Below are 25,727 nucleotides of genomic sequence, written 5' to 3'. Positions count from 1 at the left end.
TTGGACCGGGACCTCACGGCTGATTCTTGTCTTGGAGGCGGCGCTTCTTCACATCGAAGCCGCCTCCCTTCTGGAATTCATAGAGCGAATACTCCTCCGGGGAGATGTCCCCCCTCAGCAGACGCACTGCCCGGTACGCCTTGTCCTCGATTTCGTCGGCCGAGATGACCCCGGCTGAAACCGGCAGGTAATCCTGATTCCCTTTCTGGATCAGGATCAGGGTCGGGGTGATCTCCACGCTGAATTTGGCGGCAAGTCCCGTGTTCTCACTGATGTTGACCTTCTTCACGGTCCAGCCCGTTTCGTTGGTGAACCAGTCGAGAATGCGGGATTGCTCATCACAGTAGCTGCAGTCGGGCCGCTGGAAGTAGACCAGAGCGAAGTCGTCCCGGTTGTCCCGCAACACGCGCTGCCGTTCCTCGTTGATCTGTGAGATCCGGGCCAGGTTGCCGGGGGTGGTGATTGGGTAGTCCTTTTTCGTGGTCAGCTCCGGGTATTTCTGCCAGACAAACTGGGCCACGTTGGAAAAGGCGAGCGCCTTCTTGCGGGCTATCTCCTGTACCTCGAAATACTCCTTCACATTCTCTTCGCTCGGCTTCTGGACCGCCTTCTTCTTCAACGCCTCGGCGAATTCCTGAAACTGGTCGGGATGCATCTCCCAGATCTGCTCATAGGTGTAGTCCTTGAGGGACGGGACGGGCTTTGCCGGCTTCTTCTTTCTGGCGGGCTTCTCGGCCTGCTTCTCCGGTTCCTTCTGGTACCACCACCATCCAGTGGCAGAATCGGTGTAGTAGCTTGCAGAGGCGGATACTGACAGCGAGAGCATTGCCGCAGCCATCAACGGCCAACGCATTGTTCCACCTCCTTGTTCTTATGCTTGATATCTTTAACCATTCTCTTCAGTTGCGCTGATTTCTGTTCTTCCAGTTCAGACGCTGTTACGCCGAACGACTGAGCAGTGAGGGGAATCAGTAGATGGGATAGTCGTTTGCCTCCTCCGGTAATGATGGAAACCTTCGATGTGTAGTACCCGTCCGCCACGTATTCGGTTGCCAGGGCCTGCTTGGTTCTGGCCAACTCCGTGATAACGGAGTGCATCAGATTCCGTTTCTCCGCCTCGAAGCCTTCCGAGGCATAAACCAAGGGATCATAATTGCTGACTTCCTTGATGGTTTCCCAGAGTGCATCGGGGTTGACATAGATCACTCCGTTGGGCATGGAAACCACAGACCACTGATCACCTTTTGGGGTGGACTCAACCACATTTATCCTGTTTTTCAGCGACTCGATTACTGCATCGGGATCAATGCATTCCGGGATATTTATCAGCTGTGGTGTGTACTTCTCCTTGGCGAGAGCAAATCCGAGCGGGTCTGCCCGTTCTGCCGATGGAAGTTCTGTTGTTGCTGGTCTGGCGAACGTGGGTTCCATTTCTTCCGCGGCGAACTGCGTGTCAACGCCGTTTTCAGTGCGTCTGTTCTTTTGCTCCCGCATCTTCAAATAAAGTGCTGACAGTTCGGACTGGCGTGCCTCATGATCGCTCTGTTTGAGACCATCCGTCAGGATGTTGTCGCTCTTCATCAGATGGTGACCGGTCACGGCACGAAGAATATCCTCCTTATTCGGGAGGGAAACGAATTCCGGTATTCCATTCAGGATGAGCCCGGCAATGATCGGATGGTCGCCGCTGCTGTACATGCCGTCGTGATACGAGGGGATCTTGCCGATGTCATGGGCCAGGGCAATGAGGATAATATCCGCCAGCAAAGCCTCCTGGTCAGCCTTGGCAATGAAGTTGCGGGCCACTGTCAGTGTATGGCGGTAGAGCGGAACTGCCTCAAGCATGGCATACGAATCCTCCGAATAGATCCGTTCAGCCTCGTCTTTGTGTTTCCTGACAACGGATGGGCAGTCACCCTCCTTGTCGAGCAGATTGAGCAGCCAGATTATCAGGTCTCTGCGGATTCCATTGATTGATGAGCGGTGTTCGATCATTTCGCTGAAAAACCGCTCGATTTCTGTATGGGTAAATGATGGGCGAGGCGTAGCAGAGTTGTTCTCCTGGGACTGTTCCCTCCAGAGATTTGCTGCGTCTTTTATTTGTACCTCACGGTCTTTCCAGAGGTGGCTCAACTCGGCCAGCTTGGCCACCTCAAACTGTTTCTCCTCTTGTGGTTCAGGAGTTTCCTTTGGCAGCCATTTCCTTGTCCCATAAATAGCAAAGCCGATTCCGACAGTTGCTGATATTCCTAACAGCGTCGCATTCATGGCGAGGGCGGCGTTGCAGGCTTAGATTGAGACAGCTTTGAGGTGATAACCGCCGGCGCTTCCGGAAAGATGATCTTCATCTTGGGTTCATGGGCGTCATTAGTGGTCCCCTTGAAGCGTCCCGAGTAGGTCATCATGTAAAATTCCCGCGGCTTCAGGCTCAAGACATCCTGAACCCGCAGAATGTCCTGTTCGACCTCACGGGTCGTAACCTGATTCGAGCCGAATATCCCGGTCAGCACATTCTGTACGCCGAAATGCTTGACCACGTAATCGCTTGTCTCAGCATCGGAGCAGCGCATGAAAATTTTGGTGTTGGTGTTGTCGAGGATACTCTTGCCGAACTCTTCACCGATGACGGCATAGACCTGGTTCACCGATTGAGCGAAAGCGGTTACCATGACATCGGCTGATCCAGCTTTGGCGAACAGCTCCTCCACGCCTTGGTAAAGCAGGCTCTGCGCCTCATCGATGAAGATGGAGAGCGGAGGATTGACCTTCTGGCGGTTGGAGAGGTACACCCGTCCCACAAAGGATTGAATCATGGAGAGAAGGACTTTGCCGAGGGTAGCAGAGGCCTCGCGGGTGATCATGGCGCCGGTATGGACTACCAGGATGACCGGTTTGCCGGACTCAAGATTCTTTATGAAACGGTTGGAGTCGGCCTGACCGATGATCTTGCCAATATTGCCCGACGAGAGTTCCATCAGGGCGGTGCGTAGCGTTGACGAGACCTTGGCATAATATTCCATAGGGGATTTCAGGATGTCCTCGATCATGCCAGCTGTCAGGTCAGCTTCAGCATTACCGATGCTACGGAGAGATTTCATGGTTGAGTCGAGTGACTCCCGGCGTATGCGCTTCCGTATTTCATCAATATTCAGGATGGGCAGGTTGCCGTGTCGTTTCGACTGAATAATGTAGGCGGAGATTACGGCAGTGGTGATCTCCTTGGCGATGTTCCGGTAAAACGGCTCGCGTCCGCCCATGATGCCCGAAACAATATGTCCAACCAGTTCATCCGGCATGAAATAGAAGGCCATGGGATCAACCACAGCTGAGTATTCCGGGAAAATGGGAGTGACGAGCATCAATTCTTCAAGGCGATCACTATCTCTGGCCACTTCGTAAATCTTGGTGAAGATCTGCTGGTCACCCTTGGGATCAAAATAGACCACCGAATACCCCTTGCGGATGTCCTGTTCGATCAGATTTTCACACAGACGGGTTTTGCCGACCCCTGTGGTTCCGAAGACAAAAGTGTGCCGTTTCCTGTCTGCATCGGGGATGGCAATAGGAACGATCTTTGTACGGCGGTCCAGATTCACACCGTTGCCGATGTCTGTCATGCCACCGGCCGGATTAATGATGCGCTTCTTGAACAGAGACATATAGGTGCTCTTGCAGTTCCTTCCCTACTGAGTTGATGATGTCCTTTGGTATTCTTGTAGGTGTCACGATTGAACTGAAGGCCCCGGGGATACGTTTCAGGCATACAATCCCGTAAATGCGGCTGCGCTCCATCAGGAGCAATTGCGGCAATTGCTTCGAGCTGCGGCTTAGCTGCACCCGTACCCTGGACGACCTATGGTCAATCATTACCGGAACAACGCTGGTTACATGAAACTCCTTTACGGTTCCTAAGAGATAGCTGCTGCGCTCGTGTATGGGCTGAAAACGTAACGGGCAAATTCCGGAAAGAATCAGCCGCCGATAGTGGTCTGCAATTTCCAGGGTAACGATCAGTGAGCCATTGCCGGAAATGCGTGTAATCTCGCCCGGAGCCGTATAGCCTCTCAGCTCCTTCAACTTTCCTGCTTCATTCAAGGTTTTCCTCATTTGCAGTTCCAGTTCGACCTGATGTTGCACATGCCGTCTCAATTTTCTATCTATGTCGGTGAAAGAAAGTGCTGTCGGCGCACCGCTAGGCGCATAAACGAGAATTTGCATTTGATCCTTGATCCTGACAGTGACATTTATCTTGAGTGCATGAGTCAGTGTTCTGGCAATGGCTACCTCAATCGCATCCAACGCGTCAGCTTCGGTCAAACCACTTTCAGAGATAATCTCAGCGGTGTTCACGGCCAAAAGCTTCTTCCCAAGGAGTGGCAAAGTTGATTGCTGAAGCCACCTGAACAGGTTGCGGACGGTATAGTTCGTGTTTGATGATGCGAGCTACTCTGGCGGCGTACCGATTACGTTTTGATGGTGTGCGGGAGTTGTAGCAGCCGACAGCCTGCCAGGTGTATCCGTAGTCCTGAATGCATTGGGAAAGAACCCAGGCGCCAACCATGACATTGGTGCATGGGTCAGCAAGGTTGTTCCACGAGATGCCGAGTTTGCGTAGAGCCGGTTCCCATGAGGAATTGATCTGCATGAGGCCGTAATCGTACGTGCCGTTTGAGTTGTAATTGATTGCCAGGGGATTGAAGCTGCTTTCCCCCTTGGAGATTGCATAGAGGAGTTGAGGCGAGATTCCGTACCTGTTACCGGCTTCTTCAAAACAGAAGGCGGATGCCGGATTTGATGAACCGACAGATATGCAAAGTAGGAAAACTAGAGTGGCGAAGCGCATGATTCCCCCTACGACTATAATCTATAGGGGGGGCAGGTGTGAGCGGGGCAGTTGTAAGTTTTGGACGACTTGGGGCGTGATGGTGCTATTAAGAGTTTATGTTGTTTTTCAGAATGGTGCTCGGTTTGAACGTTAGAATTCTTCTGGCCTCAATGGTAATGGCATCACCTGTTTGAGGGTTCCTGCCTTTGCGGGCGTGCTTGTTTTTAATTTCAAATTTCCCGAAGCCGGATATCTTTATATCCTCTCCAATCTCAAGGGTGTTCTTCAGAATGCTGAAAACCAACTCGACCATTTCAATGGAATCTTTCTTCGAAATTCCACACCGGTCGGAAACTCTTTCAACAATATCTGCCTTAGTCATTATTGCTCCGTTTACCAGAAGATGATTGAAACCCCTCCCCCGGTTCGGGGGAGGGGAGAGGGGACAAAGTTACTCTATGTTGATAGAGATTCTCAAGGTGAAATATTCAGATCTGCTTCGAATGATCAAGCAAATGCACGATGGAACTATTCTCCATCTGCATTACTATCCTGCGGTTTGGGTGACAGAATGTTCAGTAACAAGGCTTCCCACTTCAAAAGGGCGTCCTTTTTCTCATTGTCATAACGATATTTATTGTAAACGCCGACTATGCCTGGCTTGATGTGATTTATGACTTCTTCGCCAACTTCGTCTGTAATGCCAACTCGTGCCATATTTGTGCGTGCGGTTCGGCGAAGATCATGCGGCGACCATGGCTTCATCCCGAAGTAAGGTTCTTTGCGCGCTTTGATTTTTCTGTTCCCAACAACTTTCACAACATCTTCGTCCAAATAACCTCGATTTATGGCTTGTGAAAGAGTGTTCTCGGAAATATGGCCTCTTTTCCCTCGGCCAGATGAGAAGATGTACCCTTTACCTTGTCCGATCAGCTCCAGAGCAGTGTCAGTCAAGTAGACTCTGTGCTCACGTTCATTTTTGCCAGCAACCTCTGCAGGGATAGTCCACCATCTGTCCTTGATCTGATCACGGTGAATTTGTGCAACTTCTCCGGGGCGCTGAGCGGTTACCAGAATCAATTTAAGCGCACGCTTGACCTCGGTAGAGCTTGGTCCCTTGCTGATTTCTTTCCACGCCTTCACGATTTCGTCGTCATCAAGATGCCGGTCGTCAGTTTTGGGGGCAATCTTGGGGACAGATGCTGTGATCTCCTGGAACGGCTGAATCTCCGCCCACTCTTGCCGACAGGCATATTTGAACATTTGTCTGCCAAATTTCATCACGTTACGAGCCGATCCCGGGACCTTGGATGCAATTTGCTCGATGAGAGAAACAGCATGCTTGTGTCTGACAGAGGAAATTTCCATTTTGCCGATACCGGGAATGATGTGGGTCTTGATAGCGCTAAGGATAGTTTCTCGCCATCGAACTGAATGATTCTCCTTAGAGTATTTGACGTACCATATCGCAGCGAGCTGTTCTACGGTTATCGGGGTGTATCCTTCGGGGAGTTCATCCTCTATCAGGGAATCAAAGGAATCTTTTTCCAATTTCTCAGCAGCAAGGGCTGCAGCTTCAGCTTGAAGTCTAGCCTCATTTGCCAATCGAGATTGTTCCTCGATAGCTGTTCTTTTTTCCTCGCGTGGATCGATGCCGTTCTTGACGAGTTTATATGCGTCGTTGTAAGCTATCCGGGCATCACCCAAGGACATGGCGGGATAATTGCCGAGCAGTAGGTACCCCTTCTGCTTGTTCAGTTCAAAGATATACATAAATGTCTTTGTTCCTGAAGGCAGCACCTGGATCGCGAATCCTCGGCCCTCTCTTACGACATATTTTTTATCTTGAGGTTTGAGAGAGGTGAGGTAACGGTCGGTAAATTGTTTCATCGTTCTCCCCATTTTCTTTGCATCCGTTTTGCATCCGTTTTGAGTGTCGCTTGACCCCTTTGCATCCGTTTTGCATCCGTTTTATGGTTGGCAAGCGGGGAGGCAGACTGAAACATCTGGATACAGAAAATAAGGTAAAACATGAAATATGTCAATGGTATAGAGTTGGGTGATGATAAAGGCAGGAACTTTTTGAAAGACGCTGAAACATCAAATTGTCAGCTTCCCAAGCTGAAGGTCGCGGGTTCGAATCCCGTTTCCCGCTCCAGTCTTTCCCCCGTGTTTACGGGTAGTTATCCGGATAGAGCCCCTGGCTTTGACCAAAACTTTGACCAAAAGTGGCGGGAAGGCCCGGGGCTTTCGCCGTTTCATGGGCCGGCTCCGTCGTTGCCATCCGCCGCCGGTAGCGCTCGGGGAACGCAAGCTTCATCTCTTCCAGGGCGAGGAAGTCTTCCCCCAGGTAATCCAGAATCCGCTCCCTCTCCTCCACCAGTCCCTGCCGATAGCTCCCGTACACCTCGTCGATCATCTTCTTGGTCGAATGACCCATCAGGTCCACGAGCCGGGTCTTGGTCATTCCGATCAGAAGCGACCACTGCACCAGAGTGTGCCGGGCCGCATAAGGAACCCGAGGCTCCATGCCTGCCGCCTTCAAGGCCTTGTTCCACACCGTCTTGCGGAATGAGTTGTAGTTGAAGGGGCTGCCGTCCTTCATGGTGAGGACGAACTGGTTGGCCGGGATGGCGATGTCGTTGGCGAAGGTAACAACCCCGTCCCTCGTCGCCGTAGCCATCGCCTGTTCCAGAAGGCTTTGTACTCTGCCGGTCAGGGGGACGTCCCGCTTGCGATACCAGTTCTTCGGCTTGAACTTCAGGTGCCGCATCCCCTTCCGGTCCCTCGCTACCGCACAGCGGACTGTCAGCACGCCACCCTTTATGTGCCGCTTTTGCAGTGCCTCCAACTCCGAGCCGATCATCCCCAGCATCAGCAGTTCCAGCACGGGGTAATAGTGGGGATCGATGTAGGAACAGAGTATCTGCCACTCTTCAAGCAGGAAGATCTCCCTCGTCGAGACATCTTCCTCCTCATCACTCCTCAGAGCGGCCTGCCGCTCTTTTTCCTGAAGCGCCCTGTCAGTCAACTCCGTGTACTTCTGGGTTACTGCGGAAAACGGATCGCGGAGATTCCAGTTGTAGTCGTTGCAGGACGATTCCCAGACCTTTGACATTGGACCGATGATGTTTTTGACCCGTTTCACCGACAGGGGCTTTGCCCCCTTGGTCTTCTTGGGATTTTTGGCACGGTTTACTCTCTTTAGATTGTCAATGAACGTCTCTACCGCCGTGGCGGTAACCTGGGAGAAGGTCATCTCCCCGAAGTAGGGCAGGATGCGGGAGGTGAGCGCTTCCCGGTAATCCCTTTGCTTCGTCACCGACGAAAAGGTCGGAATCTTCCGCTCCATCCACTGTTCGCAATACTCACCGAAGTAGACGTGCTCCGGTTCCGGCTTGTAGTCGCTTCCCTCCAGCGCCGTGAAGTGGGCCTTCGTCTTCTCGTCCAGCCAGTAGAAGGTCTTGGCGAAGCAGAACGTCCGACGCTTGATCTTTTCACCCACTTTTTCCATGAACTCCCGCAGCTCCTCCCAGTTCTCCGGGGTATCCACCCGGTCTGTGGGAAAGCGCAGCCGCTGCTTGTAGTAGTTCATGGAGATGTAGATGTACTTCGAGCCCTTCATGGTGTAGAGGCTTCCGAACGAGGGCTTCACGTGCCACGGCTTTTCCGGGGTCTCGCCCGAGTCTTTCTTCTTCATGTCATGATCCTTTCATCGCGCTACCTCCTTTCGGCTGATTTTCGTTTGCCAGAAAAGGGTAGCGCACATCACAATTGATATCAACAGCGCAGTTTGAGCGGCTGCCGGTTTGGCCGGCGGCTGTCGAGCAACGGCCGTTTTGGGGGCACCACTGGCCTCCAGTCGTCAAAAATCAGTGCAAGTAGTTGGGGGGACCAAGGAAACAGGTACTTCCGCCCCTGTCGGATGAAGTGCCGACCCTCCACGAGCTTGCCGGTCCTGATCCAGTATCTGACCGTGTTCGCGCAGGCGTTCATACGCCTTGCGAACTCGTCGAGTCCGATCATCTGCTCGGCATCAAAATAGAGTGGCCCCAACTCGCTCATACAAAAATACTTACCCGCTTACCTGTGTCACTTGCCCCGAAGGTAGTGCATCGTGATGTCAGCCCGTTCGTGCCCCATTTCCCTTGAGACCTCGCACATGGCCTGGAGCTCGTTCTGCCCATGATTCTGGAGAGTTGCATAGCGCTCCTGTGCCCAATTCCAGCGCAGGCCATGGCTCCCCTCGTATCGTTGCCCCGAGATCTCAGCCGCTCTGCGCAGGCTCTCCCGATAGCTGCCCTCATTGATCGTGAACACGCCGTGCACTGCGATGTGCTGCTCCAGACGCTGGTAGGTCTCGACTGAGACAGCTTTGAGCCCTTCCTTTCCACCTTTCCCTTCCATTGCGAAATATCCCCGCTCTTCGCCCGTGAAACGGTCGACGCGAGTGCCCCGCAGGGCCTCTGCCTTGATCTGCGAGTGTTCGTGAACCCGCGTCCCTGACTCGTGCTGGATGCACGCAGCTAAGTTGTGACTTTCCTTACCCACTGCCGCCACGAGGTCCGTCGGCCGGTCATAGGCACGAGAACCATCGAAACGGACGAGCAGCTCCCTGGCGGTCTCGCGCACATCTTTCAACGCGCCATGAAAATCATAGTGCTGTCCGGTTCCGTGGCGCTCCGCGTACCCATTGAGCGCTACGGCGAGCTTCTCTGTTGCCGCCGCATACTGCTGAAATGTGGCGTAGGCCAAGGATTCGGAGACCTTCTGTTCAAGAAAGCCGGATACGTGTTGGTCGGTAAGTTTTTCGACGTCCCGGACGCCGTACTCTGCGCGTGCATACTCCAGAATCTGTCGCCAGACGTCCCGGTAGGCGTCGGCGGTGGCATAGGAATGGATGCCCATGTTTTGCCCGAGTTCGTGGCAACCGCAGGGTTTACCCTGCTCGTTGAGCTCTGCTCTTATGGATTGCTTCGCGTCGTGTTTTGACTGACCGATCTGGTTGATGCCTGATCTGTCAAAGATTTGCTGTACCTGATAGGTAGGTGAACCTCTCATGACTGCCCCTTCCTTGATCGATGCCGGCATTTGTCTACCCCCCGGCAGGGACGAACCTTGGTTGAACTCCACGCTTTTTAGGGAAGCGGTAACCCATGAGCCTGCTTGTCTCGTCGTCTCAGTCGCGGTCGGTATCCGAAGGAACCGAGGCTGCTGACCTCACACAAAAGGGCAGAAAGACGATTGGACCGGAATGGGAATGGCTGCTCGTGCCATCTGAGCCGCGTCGCGACCGCCGCCTGCGGCGGTCGCGAAAAAACATCGGCTCAATCCTGCTGTCTGTCGGTCCGACACCCATAAGGGCCGGAAACTGACGATACCAGCAGGGTCCCGTTTCGTTCTGAAGCGTGCCCCCTTTCGTGGCCCGAGGAACGATATCTCGGTTACCACTCACGTTTGGTTCGCCGGCGGGGGTAATGACCCGGCTACCTTGTCCACCAACCGTAGTTGGCGGAATCCCTGAACGGGTTAGATGTCTAGTAATGTGCGATTGCGAAACAACTGGAGGGGGGAATTGGGGGTAAAAGAGGGGCTTTTGGGGGTGGTTTGGGTCATTTTTTACGGTTTTCCTGGCGGAAAACCGCGACAGCCCTGTCGGCCTGTCGGTTTAGTGTGGCCGAAATCGCCCCACTAAACCGACAGGCGAAAGGCAACAAGCCCAGGAAAATCCTGGGCTTGGGCGGACTGCGTCCGCCAGAGGCTGTTAACTGAGTTAACAGCCTCAATTAACAGCTCAGTTTACATGCAAAATGGACAGGGAGAACCGAGAGGGGAGGGGGGGGTGCATGCCTGCACAGTAGTGGTAAACACCACTACTTTAGGGAGGGATATCAGATGACAATCGACTACGACCCAAGGAACATCGAAAACATTCTCGGCCTCACGGCAAAGCGGAGAAAGAAACTTATCCGCTACTACTCCAGCCTCGCGGAGCCGGTACGCATTGAGGCGCATCGGCTGCAAAGAGATTGCATGCGGCAGTACCGTGAAGCGTACCGGGGCACCGTGACACAGGAAGAATTCTCGTACGCGATGCTGCTGCTTGCGCTCGATAAAATGCTGTCCATCGAAGAGTTCGAGCGGCAGCGGAACGTCACATCGGAGCATGCCGACAAGGCGGCAAAACTCCGGGCTGCGCGGATCAAGGCAAGCAGACGTGTGCAGAAGCCGAGTCCCACAAAGGAGCGGATTCTGCTGCGGTACTTCAAGCTTATCTGTCGTCTGCGTGAGGAAGAGAAGATGAGCTGGCGGGAAATCGCGCGGTACATCAAGAAGCACCACCACGAGGAGATCAGCCACGTCTACCTGAAGAAGGTCTGCGAGGAGAAGAAGCGCTCGCTCTCGGGAGCGGGGTAACGGCTAAAGCGGTGGGCATTGCGGATGAGCCTGGATGGGCGCTCCTTTCAGCTTCTTCCCGGGGGCAGAGAGTACGGAATGGAGCTAGGGGATAAGATTGGATGCTTAGGACATCATGTATGGGATCTGCGTTGCTGGCAGGAATAGCATAGATGTAGATCATTGCAGACGCACTGGAGGAGGCTCCGGTGGCAGGAACACGAAAGGAGAAGGCGATGAAAAAAGAAGTGATCAAGGCATTACAGTTGTTGGAAAAAGTGGCGATGGAGGTTGGGGACGGGAGTATCGAGAGGTACTTCAATGGCTTCAAGAACGGGTCGGGAACCCTCTATGAGTATGTCCTGGATATCTTGGAGGATCAGGATAACGTCAGTGAACGCGAGGCACTGATGGCTCTTTTCGGAGTGCACTCGGCGATCAACCATGATCCGCAAGCCATGGCATTTTTCGACAGGGTTCAGTGCGACTGCTGCACCAAAGGAATGGGGTACCCCAAGTACCTCCAGCACCTTCTGGAGAAAGGAGGCGTTGTTAGTACACGGGTATTGTCGGGCAACCAGATGAAACACTTCCAGGGTATTGAAACGAGGGAGCGGTAGGCAAGCGCAGCAGAAGCGCTCGCCGAGTAACGGTTCCTGACAGGTCTACTCTTGAGATGCCCCGGCGGTTCCCTTCATCAGGCGGATCATCTCGAGAACGCGCTCCTGGTCGGCTACTGAAAGCTCGCTGAAGAGGCTTATAAGCTCCATGATCTTGTCGTTTTGGAGGAGAGCCGCGACATCAGTGCTGTCTCGACGACCCAAGAGATAGTCGGTCGAAGAGTCCAAGACGTTCGCCAACTTTACGAGGGCGTCGGCACTCGGCTTTCGCTCACCTCCGAAAAACTGAGTTAGGGCCGACCTGGCTAGATCGGCGCGGTCGGCGAGTTCTGCCGACGAGAGTCCTTTGTCAGCCATCAAGCTCTTGAGCCTTTCGACAAAGACGGCAGCGTCGACGACTTCTCCCCGTTTGCGTTTTTCCGGCTGTGCTGTTTCGTTCATGCCCTGTTGTATAGCAAGAACCACGCTGAGGTTCAAGTTTTAATTCATAACTGTGAATTTTGTTGTTTACTTTTATAAAAGTGAATGGTATAATTCACTTAAATGAATCAGGCTGAGGCCTCAAGAAAGGCCTGGGGAGGTTATGTATGGCAATCAGCAGGAACAGGGAATTGGGAATGACGGCGTGGATCGAAGGGCACCTGGATGTAACCACTGCAACAATGCCGAAAATGGTGGCTCGGCAGTGGCAACGGCTGTTGATGGATGATGAGTTTTCATTCCACCGTCTGGCGCTATTCGGATTTGTCAGTCGTCGTCAACGGGATACGGGTGACAGTGGGGCGTTTCCCGACGCGGAGTTTGCGCATTTTCTCGGCGAGTTCCGGGTCAAGATTCAGCAAATTCTAAATGGTAGGGGGGCAGTGGTAGTGTTGCCTATGTTCAAGCGTGTCGGATTGCAGTCAATCAAACGTGCTCAGGTTGCAGCGGGGATTACGGGAGGTGTCAAATGAATGAAGCAGCTAAAGGCGGGAAACAGGAGATTGATAAGGCAATGGACAAGATCAGGAATGAGCTTGGCTGGGTACGGGAGCAGCTCAGAGATCCGAGGATGGGACAACAGGTTGACATCGTGCGGCTGGTTCTGCCGGTACTAGCGAAGCATGGTGTTGGAATCAGTACGTGTTTGGGTTCAAGGGAGCACCTTCACATTAAGGGCCCGGATGAATCCCATTCGATGATGGTAGTCGCGGCAGCAGTAACGTTTACCCATGTGGCAAGTGGAGAAGAGACTGGCAATATCTACAATGGAAGCGTCCTTGACGGTGGCAGGAACGCCACTAATGATGCATTTTTCGCCGCCATCGAGAATGCATTCCGTGAGCAGTTCCTTCAATGACCCCACATGCGGTTTAAAAATTACCTGATTAGCACTAAGCTTCAGCCACCAGGAATCTCCCCCTCCCTTGACGGGAGGGGGCAGGGGGTGGGTGAAGTTGCAACTGGCTGTGATCGTGGCACTGTCACCCCCACCCTAACCCGTCAAGGGGGAGGGAATGTTTGTGGAGGCTTGCGGAAGATTGGTGCTAATCAGGAAAATTTATGGCCTGGTAAAAGTATTCATGGTAAAAAAAACGATTCGGTATATGAGGATAAGTTTGATGCTGACCAATGATGCAATATTTACAACTCGCCTCCAAAAAGGAGGAGCATTGCTGGACGACATGCGGCAGTTGGTTTGTCAGTGGACAGAGGCTGTTGCTAAACCGGAAAGTCAGGCTGGCGAGATTTTGCACAAGGCCACTCGTTCGCGAGTCGCAGACACCTATAGACGTGCATTCTTACCGAGATTCCTGAAAGGTTCGCCGCAGGATGCGTGGAAACTCGCCAGAGCACTTGAGGAAGCACACCCAAGCATCGAGATAATTCGACCATTCTATTACTGGATAACCGCGCGGGCAGAACCTATCCTCTATGCATATGTGACGGAAGAGCTTGTAGAAAAGGCGAAAACTTCCGACCGGGCAGTACGAACGGAAGAAACAGCATCCTGGATCAATAACACGCTCCGTTCATGCGGTAGAGTCTGGTCTCCCACGGTGCAACTAAAAGTAGCAAGGGGAATCCTGGCCGCACTCCGCGACTTTGCGATTCTCGAAGGTGCCGTGAACAAGAGGCTTGTGCACGGCCATCTGCCAATCGAGACCTTCTGTTTGATTGCCTTTCTCCTTAACCTGATGGGGATCGGGGCGCGCGAGCTGGTGGAACATTCGGACTGGAAATTGTTCTTGTTGGCTGGCCCGGAAGTGGAGCGGCTTTTTTTCGAGGCACACCAGCATGGCTGGTTGCACTATCAGGCGGCTGGTCGTGTCCACCGGATAGAGTTTCCGACAAACGACTTCAAGGACTACATACGTGTCATCTTTGGAACAGAATCTTGATCTATTACGCCAGGATCTGGTCGCTGAGCCAATGCGGATTGCGGCCCACAGCGATATGCCCTTCGCGATTTTCCGCTACTCTCCGGAAGAAGAGTTCCAGCTGCGCAAGCGTCTCCGTTTGCTGGCCTATTCCCTTTCTGAGAATCATGGCCGCAAAGTAGCGTTCCTCTCAATCTCACGACTTGTGTGGGGTATCGTGCGCCGGTTCGAGGGTACGGACTATCTCTTCAAAACTGAGTCCATCAGGGGATTCCAAGCTGCTGAGGAACATATAAATCGTCTTCTCAGTTCCGAAGACTACCGTCCTATAGCCGATGAAGTACTGGAACGTATCAAAGGGTTCGATCACGACCGTGATATCGTTTTCCTGGTCCGTGCCGGCGGCTTCGCTCCATTTATCTATCGCTGCTCTAGTCTTCTCGATGGGCTGCATCGCAGGACAAAAGTGCCGGTCATTCTTTTTTATCCGGGGAGCGCTGAGGCTGGGACGGATCTGAAATTTTTTGACCTCCCTTCGGAGGCTAATCTCGGCGTGTACAACTATCGGGTCAAAATATACGGAGTGGATAAATGAACAGGATTGCTGATGTCTTTGAAAGACCCATCGATCGTACCATCGAAGAGGTCATCAAAGTTGACCAGGCGAACGAGGCTACTGTCCAAAATGAGCTCGAAGAGTATATCGCGACGGATTCAATTAAGGACCAATTTGCCGAGGTTTACCGCGAGATAGCTGCCGGTCCGTCTACACCTCGAGAGGGGATTGGCGTATGGGTTTCAGGTTTCTTCGGTTCAGGTAAATCATCTTTCGCCAAGATCCTTGGCTACACTGTCGCCCAGCAGAAGGTAGGCGCAACAACTGCTACCGAGCTCTTCAAGAAAAGGCTGCGAGATGCCCGCGTCGTAGACCTGCTCGATCTCGTTACCATGCGAATCCCTTTCCATGCGGTCATTTTTGACGTTTCCATGGATCGCGGTGTGCGCGCCACCAATGACCGTCTCACAGAAATCATGTATCGCGCGCTGCTCCGGGAGTTGGGTTATGCGGAAGACTTCGATCTGGCCGAACTGGAGATAACTTTGGAGGGAGACGGTCGTCTCGAAGCTTTCGAACGGAAGTTCTTGGAATTGCACGGATCGGAGTGGAAGAAACGCCGCCAGCTGGGGCTGGCAATCAATGAGGCCGGTGCCGCGCTACACGATCTCGACCCGAGAACCTACCCTACTGCCGACTCGTATGCCCAGGGAATCGGAGCCGGCCGGGCCGATGTCGACCCGAACAAGCTGGCCCGTCGAGCCTTTGAATTGTGTGCGCGCCGCCATCCTGGCAAGGCCCTTATCTTCATAATCGACGAGGTGGGACAGTATGTTTCTCGCAGTGTGGACAAGATGCTCGATCTTCAGGCAATTATCCAGGCATTTGGCGTCGAAGGGAAAAACCGGACCGAACGCCAGGAGGCTGTTTCGCCATTCTGGATCGTCGTCACTTCGCAGGAAAAGCTGAACGAAGTGGTCACGGCCCTCGACTCCAAAAAAATCGAGTTGGCGCGTCTCCAGGACCGTTTCCGTATCACGGTGGATCTCAAGCAATCCGACATAACCGAAGTCACCAGCGAACGTGTCTTGAAGAAAAAGGCCGGAGCGGTGGACCTCATCGGTAAACGTTTCGATGCCGATGAACCCAGAATCAAGCAGTGCTGCACTCTGGAACGCACCCATCGGAACCTGGAAATCAATCGATCATCCTTTGTCAGGCTCTATCCTTATCTGCCCTACCAGATCGATCTATGTATCGACATCGTTGCCGGGTTGCGCCTCAAGCGGGGCGCCCATCGGCACGTCGGCGGCAGCAACCGGACGATCATCAAGCAGGCCCAGCAGATGATGATCAATGACCGCACGCGCCTGGCCGAGCAGCCCATCGGTACGCTCGTCACGCTGGACAAGGTCTATGAACTGCTGGAGGTCGGCAATCTGCTCCCCACCGAGGTCTCCCGCGAGGTGGCCAACGTTGCCCAGCGATTGCCGGGTAACCCGCTTGCCCATAAGGTCGTGAAGGCGATCGCACTCCTTGAGTCCGTCAAGGACCTGCCAAGGACTCCCCATAACATCGCGGTTGTGCTCCATCCGTCCATAGAAGCAAACCCACTGACCAAAGACGTGGTGGCTGCCCTCAAGGAGCTTGAAGAAGCGCAGTTTATCCGCCAATCCGAGGAAGGGTACAAACTTCTCACCGTTCAGGAGAAGAACTGGGAAACGCAACGCAACGGGCGCGACCCTCGTGAGGCCGATCGCAACCGAATTCATCGAGAGTTGATTCGCGAGATTTTTTCTGAGCCGAAACTGCGTACCTACCGCTACAAGGACCTCCGTGGCTTCCGCACCAGCTTACTTGTCAATGGCGAGTGGGTGGAGTCAGAGGGGGAAATTCCGCTCAACATCCTCCTTACGGCCAGGGAGGAGCATCAGGATACCCTGGTCGACGCCCGCGAGGCGAGCGTCTCCAAAACAACTGAGCTGTTCTGGGTGGCAACGCTCACCGACGAAATCAACTCCCTCGTAACTGAGCTCTTCCGTTCGCGAGAGATGATCGGGGAATATGACCGGCTCGCAGCACAGCAGCGTCTGACGGTTGAGGAGACCGGCTGTCTCGCTGATGAAAAAAGCCGGCGCGATCGTACCCAAAGAAATCTTCGCTCCAAGCTTCTCGCCTGCATCGAGGGGGGGAACGCCTTCTTCAGCGGAGTCAGCTACGACGCCCCGGTACTCGGTTCGTCCCTTTCCGAGTCCCTTGGTACGCTGCTTGAGAGGGCGGTACCGGTCCTCTACCCGAAACTGGAGGTCGGGGTGCTCAGGCTCAACGGCGATGAGCCGGTGAAGTTTCTCACTTCAGCTAACCTCAACGGCCTTCCTCAGATCTTCTACCACGACAAGGCCGAGCGGAGCCTCGTCATAAAGCAGGCCGACCGCTTTGTGCCTAACCTTGGCTGCGAGCTCTGTCGGGAACTTCTCGACTACCTGAAGCGTGAACATGCATACGGCAACCGGATAACCGGAAAAATGCTGGAGTCCCACTTCAGCGGCCTCGGCTACGCCTGGGAGCGGGAGTCCATCCGCCTGGGACTTGCCATCCTTTTCCGCGGCGGCGCCATAGAGGTTACCCATCAGGGACGCAAATACCGTAACTATACCGAGCCGACCTCGCGAGTCCCGTTCGTGAACAATCCTGCGTTTCGGTCTGCTTCTTTTTCACCGCGTGAGGCGCTCGATCTCAAAGTCCTAGCCAATGCAGCGCGGATGTATGAAGAAATCTCCGGTAGGGATGTGGATATCGAGGAGGGGGCGATTGCCCAGGCATTCAAGCAGATTGTAGTTTCCGACCGCGAAAAGCTCCTCCCTCTGGCCGCCCGCCTGGGCGCTCTCAGTTTGCCCGGTGCCAAGATTGTGCAGGAACAGCTTAATTGGGTCGAGGGTATTCTGGAGATGCCCGCCGATGACTGCGTGAAAACCCTGGCAGGCGATGGCAAGGCTTATCTTGAGGGGCGTCGGCAGTCTTTTGCATTGGATAAAGCGGCCACCGATGAAAATATCCAGGCCATAGCACGAGCCCGACGGGTTTTGATGGAACAATGGCCTGTTCTCGTCCTGAATAATGACGATCCAGAGCTGAAGGATGCGGCCGAAAAACTGGGTGAGACGTTACAGTCGGAAGATGCCCTTGCCCGGATCGATAACCTCCGCTTTTACAGTGAATCTCTCAGCAATGCCTACCGAACGTTGTACGAGAACCTGTTTGAAAAGCGCAAAGCTGCCTACACAGCAGCTCTTGACCAGATCAAGGGGCGTCCCGAATGGCTCGCCGTTGCCGAAGACCCCGATATCGCACAGGAACAGCTGGACCTTATTCTCCAGCCGCTGACCCTGAAGGCTGAGGCTGTTCTCGACCTTCCCCATGGGGCTACGGTATGTCAACGGACCGGCGCCACCCTGGCCCAGCTGGAGAGCGACCTGGCTGCGGTGGAGGCAGTCGGCAGAGACGTGCTTCGTCGCATCCTGGAACTGGCTGCTCCGGAAGAAAAGATTGAGCGGGTCGCGGTGGCCAGGCTTTATCCCGGTCGCATCACCAGCAAGGATGAGTTGGAGGATTTCATCACTAACCTGCGGGAGCGCCTTTCCAAAGTCCTCGCCCAGGGCGGAACCATAATCCTGGAGTGAGGACGGTATGCGCGCCTATGATCTGGCTATTCAGAATTTTGCGATAGCAGAACATCTACTCCAACTCTACCAGCTTTTCAGGGACCTTCGTCCATATGATCCTGGTAAGCCTTTTGAGTTGGCAGTTTGTGAGCGTTTGGAGCTGGCATCAGGTTCAGCCTTGCACCATGCGAAAAATGACAATTTACTTTGCAGTGTAAAGGCAACTGTACCTCTACCATCATGCCTTACCGCCAATGAAGGGCTGAATTTTCTTCTTCGTCAGGCTGTTCTCGTCGCAAGTGCTGCTCTGGAATCCTTCTTTTGGGATGTCTTGCGGGAAAACGTATTGACCATTATTCGTGCAAAGGGTCGCAAAGCAGATGAATCACTTCGAAATATTACCCTGACTCTGGATGATTATTTGTCTTTAGAAGGATATGGAGATCCAGATGTTAGGTTGCAGCAGATAATCCTGAACCGCTTTGAAAGAGGAACGTTGTATGACACTAGCAAGATAGATGAGATTGCCAAAATTTTTGTTGTTCGCGATTTCTGGGGTGAAATTACTAAGCTGACTGGCGTCCAAGCCACTGAGCTTAGGGGTAGACTCAATGGTCTCGTTCTACGTCGCAATCTGATTGTCCATCGTGCTGACCGTCCTGATGATTCAACTCCTCCAGAGGATATTGATGCTCACGGGCTTAGAATAATGTCCTACGCGTGGGCGAATACCCATGTAACTACTGCTCAATCTTTTGTTTCAGCCAGTTCAGATGTCTTCAAAAAGGCCATCGAACAGCTGGAACTGATAATTTCACAACGTGAAGAACAAAAGCTTGCACAGGCAACGCTATCATCAACCTGAATGGGACCGCCATGAACGATACTTTCGTTGCCGACATACAGAAATTCACCCTTGCAAATCGTGCTCTTCTTGAGCGGGAGACCGATGAGCAACTTCAAGGTATCTACGGCTGGTTGCCCGACGGTTCCTTTGCCGATGCATCCCGTTATCCGGCTATTCATCAGCTTGACGAGGCCCGAGAAACGCGCCTCCAACTGGAACACTATGCAGAGGAAGAAAAAGCTGCCGGTTTTTCTTCTGTTGATTCCCGTCGCAAGATCGTCCGCGAGACTGCCTTCACCTGGCTAAACCGCCTCGTTGCCTTCCGCCTCCTTGAAGAGCGCAAGCTCTTGAAGCAAATTGTTGCCAAAATAGACAAGTCCAATGGATTCATCTTCTGGCTCACTGCTGAAGGAAATGAAGAGGTTTACAAGCTGCATCAGCAAGGCGACCTGCCGCTTAACCCAATGGGTGAAGGCCCCAGCAACGTGGCGTATCGCCGATTCATCCTCTGGCAGTGCGGCGAGCTTGCCCGCGATGTGTCCGTGCTCTTTGACCCATCCACACTTCCTACCCGCCTCTTCCCCCGGCCAGCGATTGTCAAGCAACTCGCTGAATCCATGAACACCGAAGCCCGTATAGAAGCTTGGAAACCGGGTAATGAGGAAACCCTCGGGTGGGTTTATGAAGGCTTTATTGAAGATGAAAACGAGGCTGTCTTTAAGAAATTCAGCAAAGGGAAAAAGGTCATTGCCGAGGAAATCGGCGCGGCGACTCAGCGGTTCACCCCTCGCTGGATCGTTCGGTTTCTGGTGGAAAACTCGCTGGGACGATTATGGGCTGAGATGCATCCTGACAGTAGGCTCAAGGATTCGCTCTCTTACCTCGTGCCAATAGAGAACTCTCAAGCCCATCCGCTGAAGCTGGTACGTGATATTACATTCCTTGACCCCTCATGCGGGTCAATGCATTTCGGTCTGGTAGCATTCGACCTCTTCGCTGAGATGTATCGTGAGGAATTTGAAAAGGCGGGACAGCCCGGCTGGCCGGAGAACCCTTCCGTTAATGCTGAAGATGAAATTGCGAGCAGTATCATTGCTCATAATCTGCATGGGATTGATATCGACCTTCGTTCCGTCCAGATTTCCGCTCTTACACTCTTATTGCGTGCGCGAACTTTAAGCCCCAAATGTGCCTTTACTGACCGTAATCTTGCCTGTGCGAACGTCGAACAAACCAGCGGCGGCAAGCTTGAGACTCTCATTGCTGCTGCTAAATTCAGTCACCCCATCTATGAACGTGTTCTCCGGACCCTTGCCGCTGAGATGAAGGATTCGGACCAGCTTGGTAGTCTCCTCCGTTTGGAGAGGAGTCTGGAGAGACTGGTGATCGAAGAACGCCGTAAGGCGGAAGAAAATAAGCAGTTTCTTCTCTCATTTCCCGGGATATCGCCAGAGCAATTTGATACCCAAGCAGGCATTGAGGAGTTTTTTGATCTCCTCTCTGATCAGTTGCTGCGGCATCTTGACTTTTTTGTTCGTGCGTCACGAGAGATGGGAGGCGACCCTGGCCATATTGTAAACGAAGCTGCCAAAGGATTGCGATACATGCAGTTGGTCTCTCACCATTATGATGTTGTAGCGACCAATCCGCCCTATATGAGCCGCCGGAACATGTCCGATGTCATCGCTAAGCATCTTGATAAACATTACCCTGAAACGAAGGGTGACCTATACGCCGCCTTCATTGCCCGATGTTTGGAATTGGTTGCACCACAGGGAAAGGTGGCCATGGTAACGCAGCAATCGTTCATGTTCATCGGGACTTATGAGAAATTCCGAAGCAACCTACTTTCTAGAGTGACTGTTGAGACGATGGCGCATCTGGGGCCTAAAGCCTTTCCCAATATTACTGGAGAGAAAGTCAATACAACTGCCTTCGTTATTCGGCGTGAGCCGGATGGAAAGTCGCTGGAGGAGCACTGTGGGGTGTACTTCCGCCTAGTGCGCGAGAGGGATGCTGTAGCCAAGCAAATAGCTTTTGAGGGTGCAGTCTCCGCTATGCGTTCAGGCATGACCACTCCAATTGTCTTCACCTACCGCCAAATTGACTACGACACCATACCAGAAAAGCCCTGGGTTTATTGGATGCCTGAAAAGATTCAGGAGCTTTTCCGCCAAGGTCGCCTCCTTTCCGTTGTTGCCCCACCCAAGGTTGGTCTTCAGACAGGGGATAATACGCGTTTCCTCCGCAAATGGTGGGAAATTGGGGTGAATCATATTGCCAGAAATGCGACTTCATGCTCAGACACCAAGCGTTCTGGAGTTAAATGGATTCCTTATATGAAAGGCGGAGCACCCATCCCTTGGAATGGGAATCATGAACATGTTGTTAACTGGAAGATGGATGGTGTTGAAATACGGGCCTTCTGTCCCAGGGCAGTTGTTAGAAACCCCACCTTCTATTTCCGAAAAGGCGTGACGTGGAGCGATGTAAGCCCCAAAGGTTTTGCAGGGCGGTTATCCCCAGGTGGGTTTATTCATGATGTAAAAGGCATGACGTGCTATCCGAGTGACGAATCGCTCAATGAAGTCCTTGGCATTTTTAACTCGACCACAGCGAAGTTTATCCTGAGCGCCTTGAATCCCACCATTTCCTTTCAAGTAGGTGATATCGAACGCCTGCCAATCCCCAGCAAGTCTTCCAAGGACCTAGAAGCTAAAGTTGAAGAATCAGTATCATTGGCTCAAAAGGACAGCTCCGACAGCGAACGGACCTACGACTTTATTCACCCGCCGCTTTGTGTAACGGAAGTAGACGAGAGACATGCCCGCTTGCGACGAATCGAGGAGGAGATTGACCAGGAGGTCACTCGCCTCTACGGTCTGGATGAAGCGGACCGTCTTGCCCTCAAAACCGAACTGGAGGGAATAAAGGCTGTAGCTGAAGATAATAATGAAGAAGAAGGTGATACAGAGGAAGAAGAGGAAACCGTCGCAGGGGCGTGGACCGACTTATCGCTTGCCCGCGCCTGGGTGAGTTATGCTTTCGGCATGGCCCTTGGCAGATACCGGATTGGCGAGCCCGAGGGCTTGGGGCGAGGAAACTTTGATGCTGCGACCATTGCCGCCATCAGCGCCCTCATCGACTCTGACGGGATCATGCCTTCGGACGCCGGCCATCCCCAGGACATCGTGTCTCGGACTCTGCGAATTCTGGAACTCATGCGTGGGGAGGATACTGCGCGGAGGCTCGTCCGTGCAGCCACCGGCGGCGACGGCGTGCCGGAGAACCTTCTGCGCGGCTTCCTGGATCGCTTCACTGGTCAGCCAGAGGTTTCGTACTGGCGCTATCATTACCAGCTCTACCGCAAACGCCCCATCTATTGGCCGTTGCAGTCGCCAAAAAGAAAATTCACCGTCTGGATTTTCCAGGAACGCTTCACCACCAACTCCCTCTTCGAAGTACGTAGAATGGTAGAGGAGCGCCTGCGCATGCTGGAGCGGGAGATCGCCGACAAACGAATCGTGGCAGCCAGCAATCGCAGTGTGGCGAAAGAACTCGACAAGCTCCTCGAGCTCTCCGACGATCTGCGAGATTTTTCGAAAAACCTTCAAGACATCCTTCAGGCCGGATACACCCCACATATCGACGATGGGGTGCTCCTCAACGCAGCTCCACTGCATACTCTTCTGCCGAGCTGGCCGGAGACTCAGAAGGCTTGGCAGGAGCTTGCCGAAGGGAAATACGATTGGGCGCAACAGGCCATGGACCATTGGCCCGAACGGGTACGGGAAAAGTGCAAGACGAACAAGTCATTCGCCATCGCCCACGGGCTGGCGTAAGCCGAGGCAGAGAGCATGGGTAAGGTTTCCGACAAGGTTTGTGAATTGCTGAACCGCCAAGTCAAAGAGCGGGGGATCGTCGTCTGGTACGACTCGGAGAAGGTCTATGACGGCTTGGCAAAACGCCTGCAAATTCCGGAGACGACCGTACTGTGTTATGAAAATGGCTTCTTCCCCTTACGGGAGCGGATGGAGCAGTTCCTGGAGTTCGTCACCGAAGACGGCCGCCCCCAGGACGATTGCGGCGTGCCACCCAAGCTGATTGTCTATGTCCCGAAGTCACGGAGTGAAACAGGTTTTGCCCTCATCGAGGCTGAATCGGTCGGAGCGGTGGTTGAGCCTGGCGCGCCGACAGCGGATCGTAATTCGCGGCTTTCTAGCCTGGTTGAACAGGTCTTCAACGGAGTAGCCCCGGAAAAGGCGGCCCATGTGGCACGCCAGACCGAAGAAGGTTTGCTGACACTTGCGGAACTCGACCAGATGGCCGAGGAGGCGGGTACAGTAACCACCGGGGCACTCAAACTCATATTCGGCGCAGCATCGCCGGTGGATGTGATCCTTTCCTTCTTGGCCGGGAATGAGTTCGATGTGAAGCTTGAGAAAAAGCACAGCCTAAGCGAGCTGGCTGTCGTGGCCCGCGAAGAGCTTGGGCTGGATGTCGAGCTGATACCAACGGCGACGGAACTGCGAACGGCCATCCGCCGGCATCTGCTCCTGTGCGAGTTGATCCAGGGACTACCGGAAGAGGGTTTTCCTCCCTCGTTATCTACCATTGCTCTCCCCCGGAAACCAGTCCAGTTCGACACGATCCGTCATGTTCTGAATGTCTGGCGGCAGCGCCTGGATCTCCAAGAAGCCTACCGCGAGACTGCCGAAAACGTCCAGGCAATGACGCAGCTGGATAAGGCGGTTTTTCCAACAGAAGCGCTTCGTGGTCTCGAAACATTTCCCTTCATCGAATACCGTCTGTTGCTGTCCGCAAGAAACAACTTGGCCCAGAGGGACACAGACTCGCCGCTGGCTCTGGCCAAGGAGCGCAGAGCCTCTTTCTGGAGCCGTGTCTATCCCGAAATCAGTCTGCGTTGGTCCCTCGTTGAGGTGGCGGCCAGGCTGCTCCAAGTATCAGGCTTGATTTGCGATGCTCTGAAACGGCGCAAATTTACTGCCGAAGAACTGATAACGGCTTATACGCGTCATGGTGAGCCGTGGATGCTCTTGGATCGTTATGCGCGTCACCTGGAAAGCCGCTATGTCCGCTGCGAAACCTTCGGTTCTACTGATGATGCTGGCATGGATGAATTGATGCACCAATGCCGGGTCGAGTATGCGAACACCCTGGCGGTGCTGGCGGAAGCGTACAGCGGGGCATTGGAGAGGGAAGGATTTACCCCTGCGGGATTCGACCAACAGTCACAAACATTCAGGAATGCCGTGGCGCCGCTCCTCAAAGATGGTGGCAAAGTGGCCTATTTTCTGGTTGACGCCCTACGGTACGAAATGGCCGATGAACTCTGCGAGGGCCTGAGTGCGGATTTTACGGTACATCTCGAACCGGCACTGGGGCAGTTGCCCGGCATAACTTCCGTGGGAATGGCAGCCCTTCTTCCCGCAGCTGAGAACGGGCTCGCGCTCGAAGCTGTCGGGGGGCGGATGCGCGTCTGTGTACAGGGAGAGACGGTGAATGATCGTTCGGCCCGCGTGACCTGGTTTCAGGAGAAAAGTGATTCACCGACCAAGGTATTCAAGCTCGGCGATATTGTGCGCTTGACGCCGAAACGGAAAAGGGAGCTGGCAGAGGCACAACTGGTCATCGTGACCTCTCAGGAGATCGACCGGCATGGTGAAGAGGGGGGGGAAGATGAGGAAACCCGTCTCTACATGGACGAGGTGCTCGAAAAGTTGCGCCGGGGACTGCGTAACCTTGTCCAGGCGGGGATAATGGAACTTGTCATTGCCGCAGACCATGGCTTCATCTTTGCCGAAGCGCTTGAATCTGGGCTGAAGATGGATCCGCCGGGCGGCAAAACGATAGCTCTTCATGACCGGGTCTGGATCGGACAGGGTGGCGTTGCTGCGGATGGCTTCTTCCGGGTCAATGCAAGCGACCTTGAGCTGGGCGGTCCCCTTGAGCTGGCATTTCCCAAGGGCCTGGGAATCTTCAAGGTCCCGGGTGGCGGTTGCTCGTATTTCCACGGCGGCGCGTCCTTGCAGGAGCAGATCATCCCGGTGTGCCGGCTGACGGCGAAGGCTCCAAAACGATCTGCTGTTATCACGGTTAATCTGAAACTTCAACTGGCCAAACCCAAGATCACGAATCGCTTCTTCTCAGTCACAGTGAGTCTGGAGGCGGAAGGGCTTTTCACGGACGTGGCGAAACGGGTCCGTCTGGAAATTCTTTCCGGCAAGGATGAGGTTGGTCATACGGCTATGGCTGCCTATGGATTTGAGGAAGGCTCGCGGGAGATAGTTGTGGACTATGGGAAGCCCAATTCCGTCACGATTATGATCTCAGAAACCAAAAAGCTTGAGCATATCGAAATCCGTGCCGTTGATTGTGAGTCCCAGCTGCTGCTTGCCTCATTGACTGGAGTGCCGGTCGAACTGGCAATATAGGAGTTA

General features: G+C 53.6%; 20 protein-coding genes. 10 read left to right on the top strand and 10 right to left on the bottom strand.

The genetic code is table 11. From position 1 onward, the window contains the following. Nucleotides 1-13: 13 nt before the first annotated feature. The 9 genes from GS_RS10665 to GS_RS10625 all read right to left on the bottom strand — a co-directional run bounded on the left by GS_RS10665 (nt 14) and on the right by GS_RS10625 (nt 9,886). On the bottom strand, nt 14-853 hold the full coding sequence (locus GS_RS10665; RefSeq protein WP_010942772.1) for a conjugal transfer protein TraF: 840 nt from the start codon (nt 851-853) through the stop codon (nt 14-16). Next, the gene (locus GS_RS10660; RefSeq protein WP_164930439.1) at nt 838-2,268 is read right to left on the bottom strand and encodes an HD domain-containing protein; all 1,431 of its coding nucleotides are present in this window, start codon (nt 2,266-2,268) and stop codon (nt 838-840) included. Before GS_RS10660 ends, GS_RS10665 begins: the two co-directional genes overlap by 16 nt. Next, nucleotides 2,265-3,659: a type IV secretory system conjugative DNA transfer family protein gene (locus GS_RS10655; RefSeq protein WP_010942770.1), complete on the bottom strand. Its 1,395-nt coding sequence runs from the start codon at nt 3,657-3,659 to the stop codon at nt 2,265-2,267. The genes GS_RS10660 and GS_RS10655 overlap by 4 nt, the downstream gene beginning before the upstream one ends. Then, complete coding sequence (locus GS_RS10650) at nt 3,631-4,350, bottom strand: hypothetical protein (protein WP_010942769.1); 720 nt, start codon at nt 4,348-4,350, stop codon at nt 3,631-3,633. The genes GS_RS10655 and GS_RS10650 overlap by 29 nt, the downstream gene beginning before the upstream one ends. Then, the gene (locus tag GS_RS10645; RefSeq protein WP_010942768.1) at nt 4,337-4,843 is read right to left on the bottom strand and encodes a lytic transglycosylase domain-containing protein; all 507 of its coding nucleotides are present in this window, start codon (nt 4,841-4,843) and stop codon (nt 4,337-4,339) included. Before GS_RS10645 ends, GS_RS10650 begins: the two co-directional genes overlap by 14 nt. An 88-nt stretch (nt 4,844-4,931) precedes the next feature. After that, a complete protein-coding gene (locus tag GS_RS10640) occupies nt 4,932-5,207 on the bottom strand; it encodes an integration host factor subunit alpha (protein WP_010942767.1) in 276 nt (91 codons plus the stop codon). Nucleotides 5,208-5,353: 146 nt separating this feature from the next. After that, complete coding sequence (locus tag GS_RS10635) at nt 5,354-6,715, bottom strand: tyrosine-type recombinase/integrase (RefSeq protein ID WP_010942766.1); 1,362 nt, start codon at nt 6,713-6,715, stop codon at nt 5,354-5,356. A gap of 283 nt (nt 6,716-6,998) precedes the next feature. After that, nucleotides 6,999-8,525: an Arm DNA-binding domain-containing protein gene (locus GS_RS10630; protein ID WP_010942765.1), complete on the bottom strand. Its 1,527-nt coding sequence runs from the start codon at nt 8,523-8,525 to the stop codon at nt 6,999-7,001. 392 nt (nt 8,526-8,917) lie between these two features. Continuing rightward, on the bottom strand, nt 8,918-9,886 hold the full coding sequence (locus GS_RS10625) for a hypothetical protein (RefSeq protein WP_010942763.1): 969 nt from the start codon (nt 9,884-9,886) through the stop codon (nt 8,918-8,920). A gap of 834 nt (nt 9,887-10,720) precedes the next feature. On the opposite strand from GS_RS10625, the gene GS_RS10620 reads away from it, so the two are divergent. Both GS_RS10620 and GS_RS10615 read left to right on the top strand, forming a co-directional pair. Next, complete coding sequence (locus tag GS_RS10620) at nt 10,721-11,242, top strand: hypothetical protein (protein ID WP_010942760.1); 522 nt, start codon at nt 10,721-10,723, stop codon at nt 11,240-11,242. Nucleotides 11,243-11,430: 188 nt separating this feature from the next. Further along, a complete protein-coding gene (locus GS_RS10615; RefSeq protein ID WP_164930438.1) occupies nt 11,431-11,841 on the top strand; it encodes a hypothetical protein in 411 nt (136 codons plus the stop codon). A gap of 45 nt (nt 11,842-11,886) precedes the next feature. Here the strand turns inward: GS_RS10615 and GS_RS10610 are convergent, their stop codons facing one another. Then, complete coding sequence (locus tag GS_RS10610) at nt 11,887-12,282, bottom strand: helix-turn-helix domain-containing protein (RefSeq protein WP_223106384.1); 396 nt, start codon at nt 12,280-12,282, stop codon at nt 11,887-11,889. Between the two features lie 146 nt (nt 12,283-12,428). Between GS_RS10610 and GS_RS10605 the strand changes: the two genes are divergently transcribed. The 8 genes from GS_RS10605 to GS_RS10570 all read left to right on the top strand — a co-directional run bounded on the left by GS_RS10605 (nt 12,429) and on the right by GS_RS10570 (nt 25,721). After that, nucleotides 12,429-12,794 carry a hypothetical protein gene (locus GS_RS10605; RefSeq protein WP_010942757.1) on the top strand — a complete coding sequence of 122 codons (366 nt, stop codon included), beginning with the start codon at nt 12,429-12,431 and terminating at the stop codon, nt 12,792-12,794. Beyond that, nucleotides 12,791-13,180 carry a hypothetical protein gene (locus GS_RS10600; RefSeq protein WP_010942756.1) on the top strand — a complete coding sequence of 130 codons (390 nt, stop codon included), beginning with the start codon at nt 12,791-12,793 and terminating at the stop codon, nt 13,178-13,180. Before GS_RS10605 ends, GS_RS10600 begins: the two co-directional genes overlap by 4 nt. A gap of 157 nt (nt 13,181-13,337) precedes the next feature. Next, nucleotides 13,338-14,222 (top strand): DUF1819 family protein, encoded by an 885-nt coding sequence (locus tag GS_RS10595; RefSeq protein ID WP_200858941.1) that lies wholly within the window; start codon nt 13,338-13,340, stop codon nt 14,220-14,222. Continuing rightward, the gene (locus tag GS_RS10590) at nt 14,206-14,796 is read left to right on the top strand and encodes a DUF1788 domain-containing protein (RefSeq protein WP_164930436.1); all 591 of its coding nucleotides are present in this window, start codon (nt 14,206-14,208) and stop codon (nt 14,794-14,796) included. The genes GS_RS10595 and GS_RS10590 overlap by 17 nt, the downstream gene beginning before the upstream one ends. Further along, complete coding sequence (brxC, locus tag GS_RS10585) at nt 14,793-18,437, top strand: BREX system P-loop protein BrxC (protein WP_010942753.1); 3,645 nt, start codon at nt 14,793-14,795, stop codon at nt 18,435-18,437. The genes GS_RS10590 and brxC overlap by 4 nt, the downstream gene beginning before the upstream one ends. A gap of 7 nt (nt 18,438-18,444) precedes the next feature. Continuing rightward, complete coding sequence (locus GS_RS10580; RefSeq protein ID WP_010942752.1) at nt 18,445-19,284, top strand: HEPN domain-containing protein; 840 nt, start codon at nt 18,445-18,447, stop codon at nt 19,282-19,284. An 11-nt stretch (nt 19,285-19,295) separates the two neighbouring features. Further along, complete coding sequence (gene pglX / locus GS_RS10575; RefSeq protein ID WP_010942751.1) at nt 19,296-23,108, top strand: BREX-1 system adenine-specific DNA-methyltransferase PglX; 3,813 nt, start codon at nt 19,296-19,298, stop codon at nt 23,106-23,108. 15 nt (nt 23,109-23,123) lie between these two features. Further along, on the top strand, nt 23,124-25,721 hold the full coding sequence (locus GS_RS10570; RefSeq protein WP_010942750.1) for a PglZ domain-containing protein: 2,598 nt from the start codon (nt 23,124-23,126) through the stop codon (nt 25,719-25,721). Nucleotides 25,722-25,727 lie beyond the last annotated feature (6 nt).

Origin of the sequence: Geobacter sulfurreducens PCA (assembly GCF_000007985.2) — a bacterium.
Taxonomy (GTDB): domain Bacteria; phylum Desulfobacterota; class Desulfuromonadia; order Geobacterales; family Geobacteraceae; genus Geobacter; species Geobacter sulfurreducens.
This window is presented reverse-complemented; position numbering and strand designations above follow the sequence as displayed.

Excerpts from the sequence above, each read along its gene's own strand:
- GS_RS10630 (WP_010942765.1), bottom strand. The coding sequence starts at position 8,525 with ATGAAGAAGAAAGACTCGGGCGAGACCCCGGAAAAGCCGTGGCACGTG.
- GS_RS10595 (WP_200858941.1), top strand. The coding sequence starts at position 13,338 with ATGTTTGTGGAGGCTTGCGGAAGATTGGTGCTAATCAGGAAAATTTAT.
- GS_RS10625 (WP_010942763.1), bottom strand. The coding sequence starts at position 9,886 with ATGAGAGGTTCACCTACCTATCAGGTACAGCAAATCTTTGACAGATCA.
- GS_RS10640 (WP_010942767.1), bottom strand. The coding sequence starts at position 5,207 with ATGACTAAGGCAGATATTGTTGAAAGAGTTTCCGACCGGTGTGGAATT.
- GS_RS10620 (WP_010942760.1), top strand. The coding sequence starts at position 10,721 with ATGACAATCGACTACGACCCAAGGAACATCGAAAACATTCTCGGCCTC.
- GS_RS10655 (WP_010942770.1), bottom strand. The coding sequence starts at position 3,659 with ATGTCTCTGTTCAAGAAGCGCATCATTAATCCGGCCGGTGGCATGACA.
- GS_RS10635 (WP_010942766.1), bottom strand. The coding sequence starts at position 6,715 with ATGAAACAATTTACCGACCGTTACCTCACCTCTCTCAAACCTCAAGAT.
- GS_RS10580 (WP_010942752.1), top strand. The coding sequence starts at position 18,445 with ATGCGCGCCTATGATCTGGCTATTCAGAATTTTGCGATAGCAGAACAT.
- brxC (WP_010942753.1), top strand. The coding sequence starts at position 14,793 with ATGAACAGGATTGCTGATGTCTTTGAAAGACCCATCGATCGTACCATC.
- GS_RS10660 (WP_164930439.1), bottom strand. The coding sequence starts at position 2,268 with ATGAATGCGACGCTGTTAGGAATATCAGCAACTGTCGGAATCGGCTTT.
- GS_RS10665 (WP_010942772.1), bottom strand. The coding sequence starts at position 853 with ATGCGTTGGCCGTTGATGGCTGCGGCAATGCTCTCGCTGTCAGTATCC.
- GS_RS10645 (WP_010942768.1), bottom strand. The coding sequence starts at position 4,843 with ATGCGCTTCGCCACTCTAGTTTTCCTACTTTGCATATCTGTCGGTTCA.
- GS_RS10610 (WP_223106384.1), bottom strand. The coding sequence starts at position 12,282 with ATGAACGAAACAGCACAGCCGGAAAAACGCAAACGGGGAGAAGTCGTC.
- GS_RS10605 (WP_010942757.1), top strand. The coding sequence starts at position 12,429 with ATGGCAATCAGCAGGAACAGGGAATTGGGAATGACGGCGTGGATCGAA.
- GS_RS10600 (WP_010942756.1), top strand. The coding sequence starts at position 12,791 with ATGAATGAAGCAGCTAAAGGCGGGAAACAGGAGATTGATAAGGCAATG.
- GS_RS10570 (WP_010942750.1), top strand. The coding sequence starts at position 23,124 with ATGGGTAAGGTTTCCGACAAGGTTTGTGAATTGCTGAACCGCCAAGTC.
- pglX (WP_010942751.1), top strand. The coding sequence starts at position 19,296 with ATGAACGATACTTTCGTTGCCGACATACAGAAATTCACCCTTGCAAAT.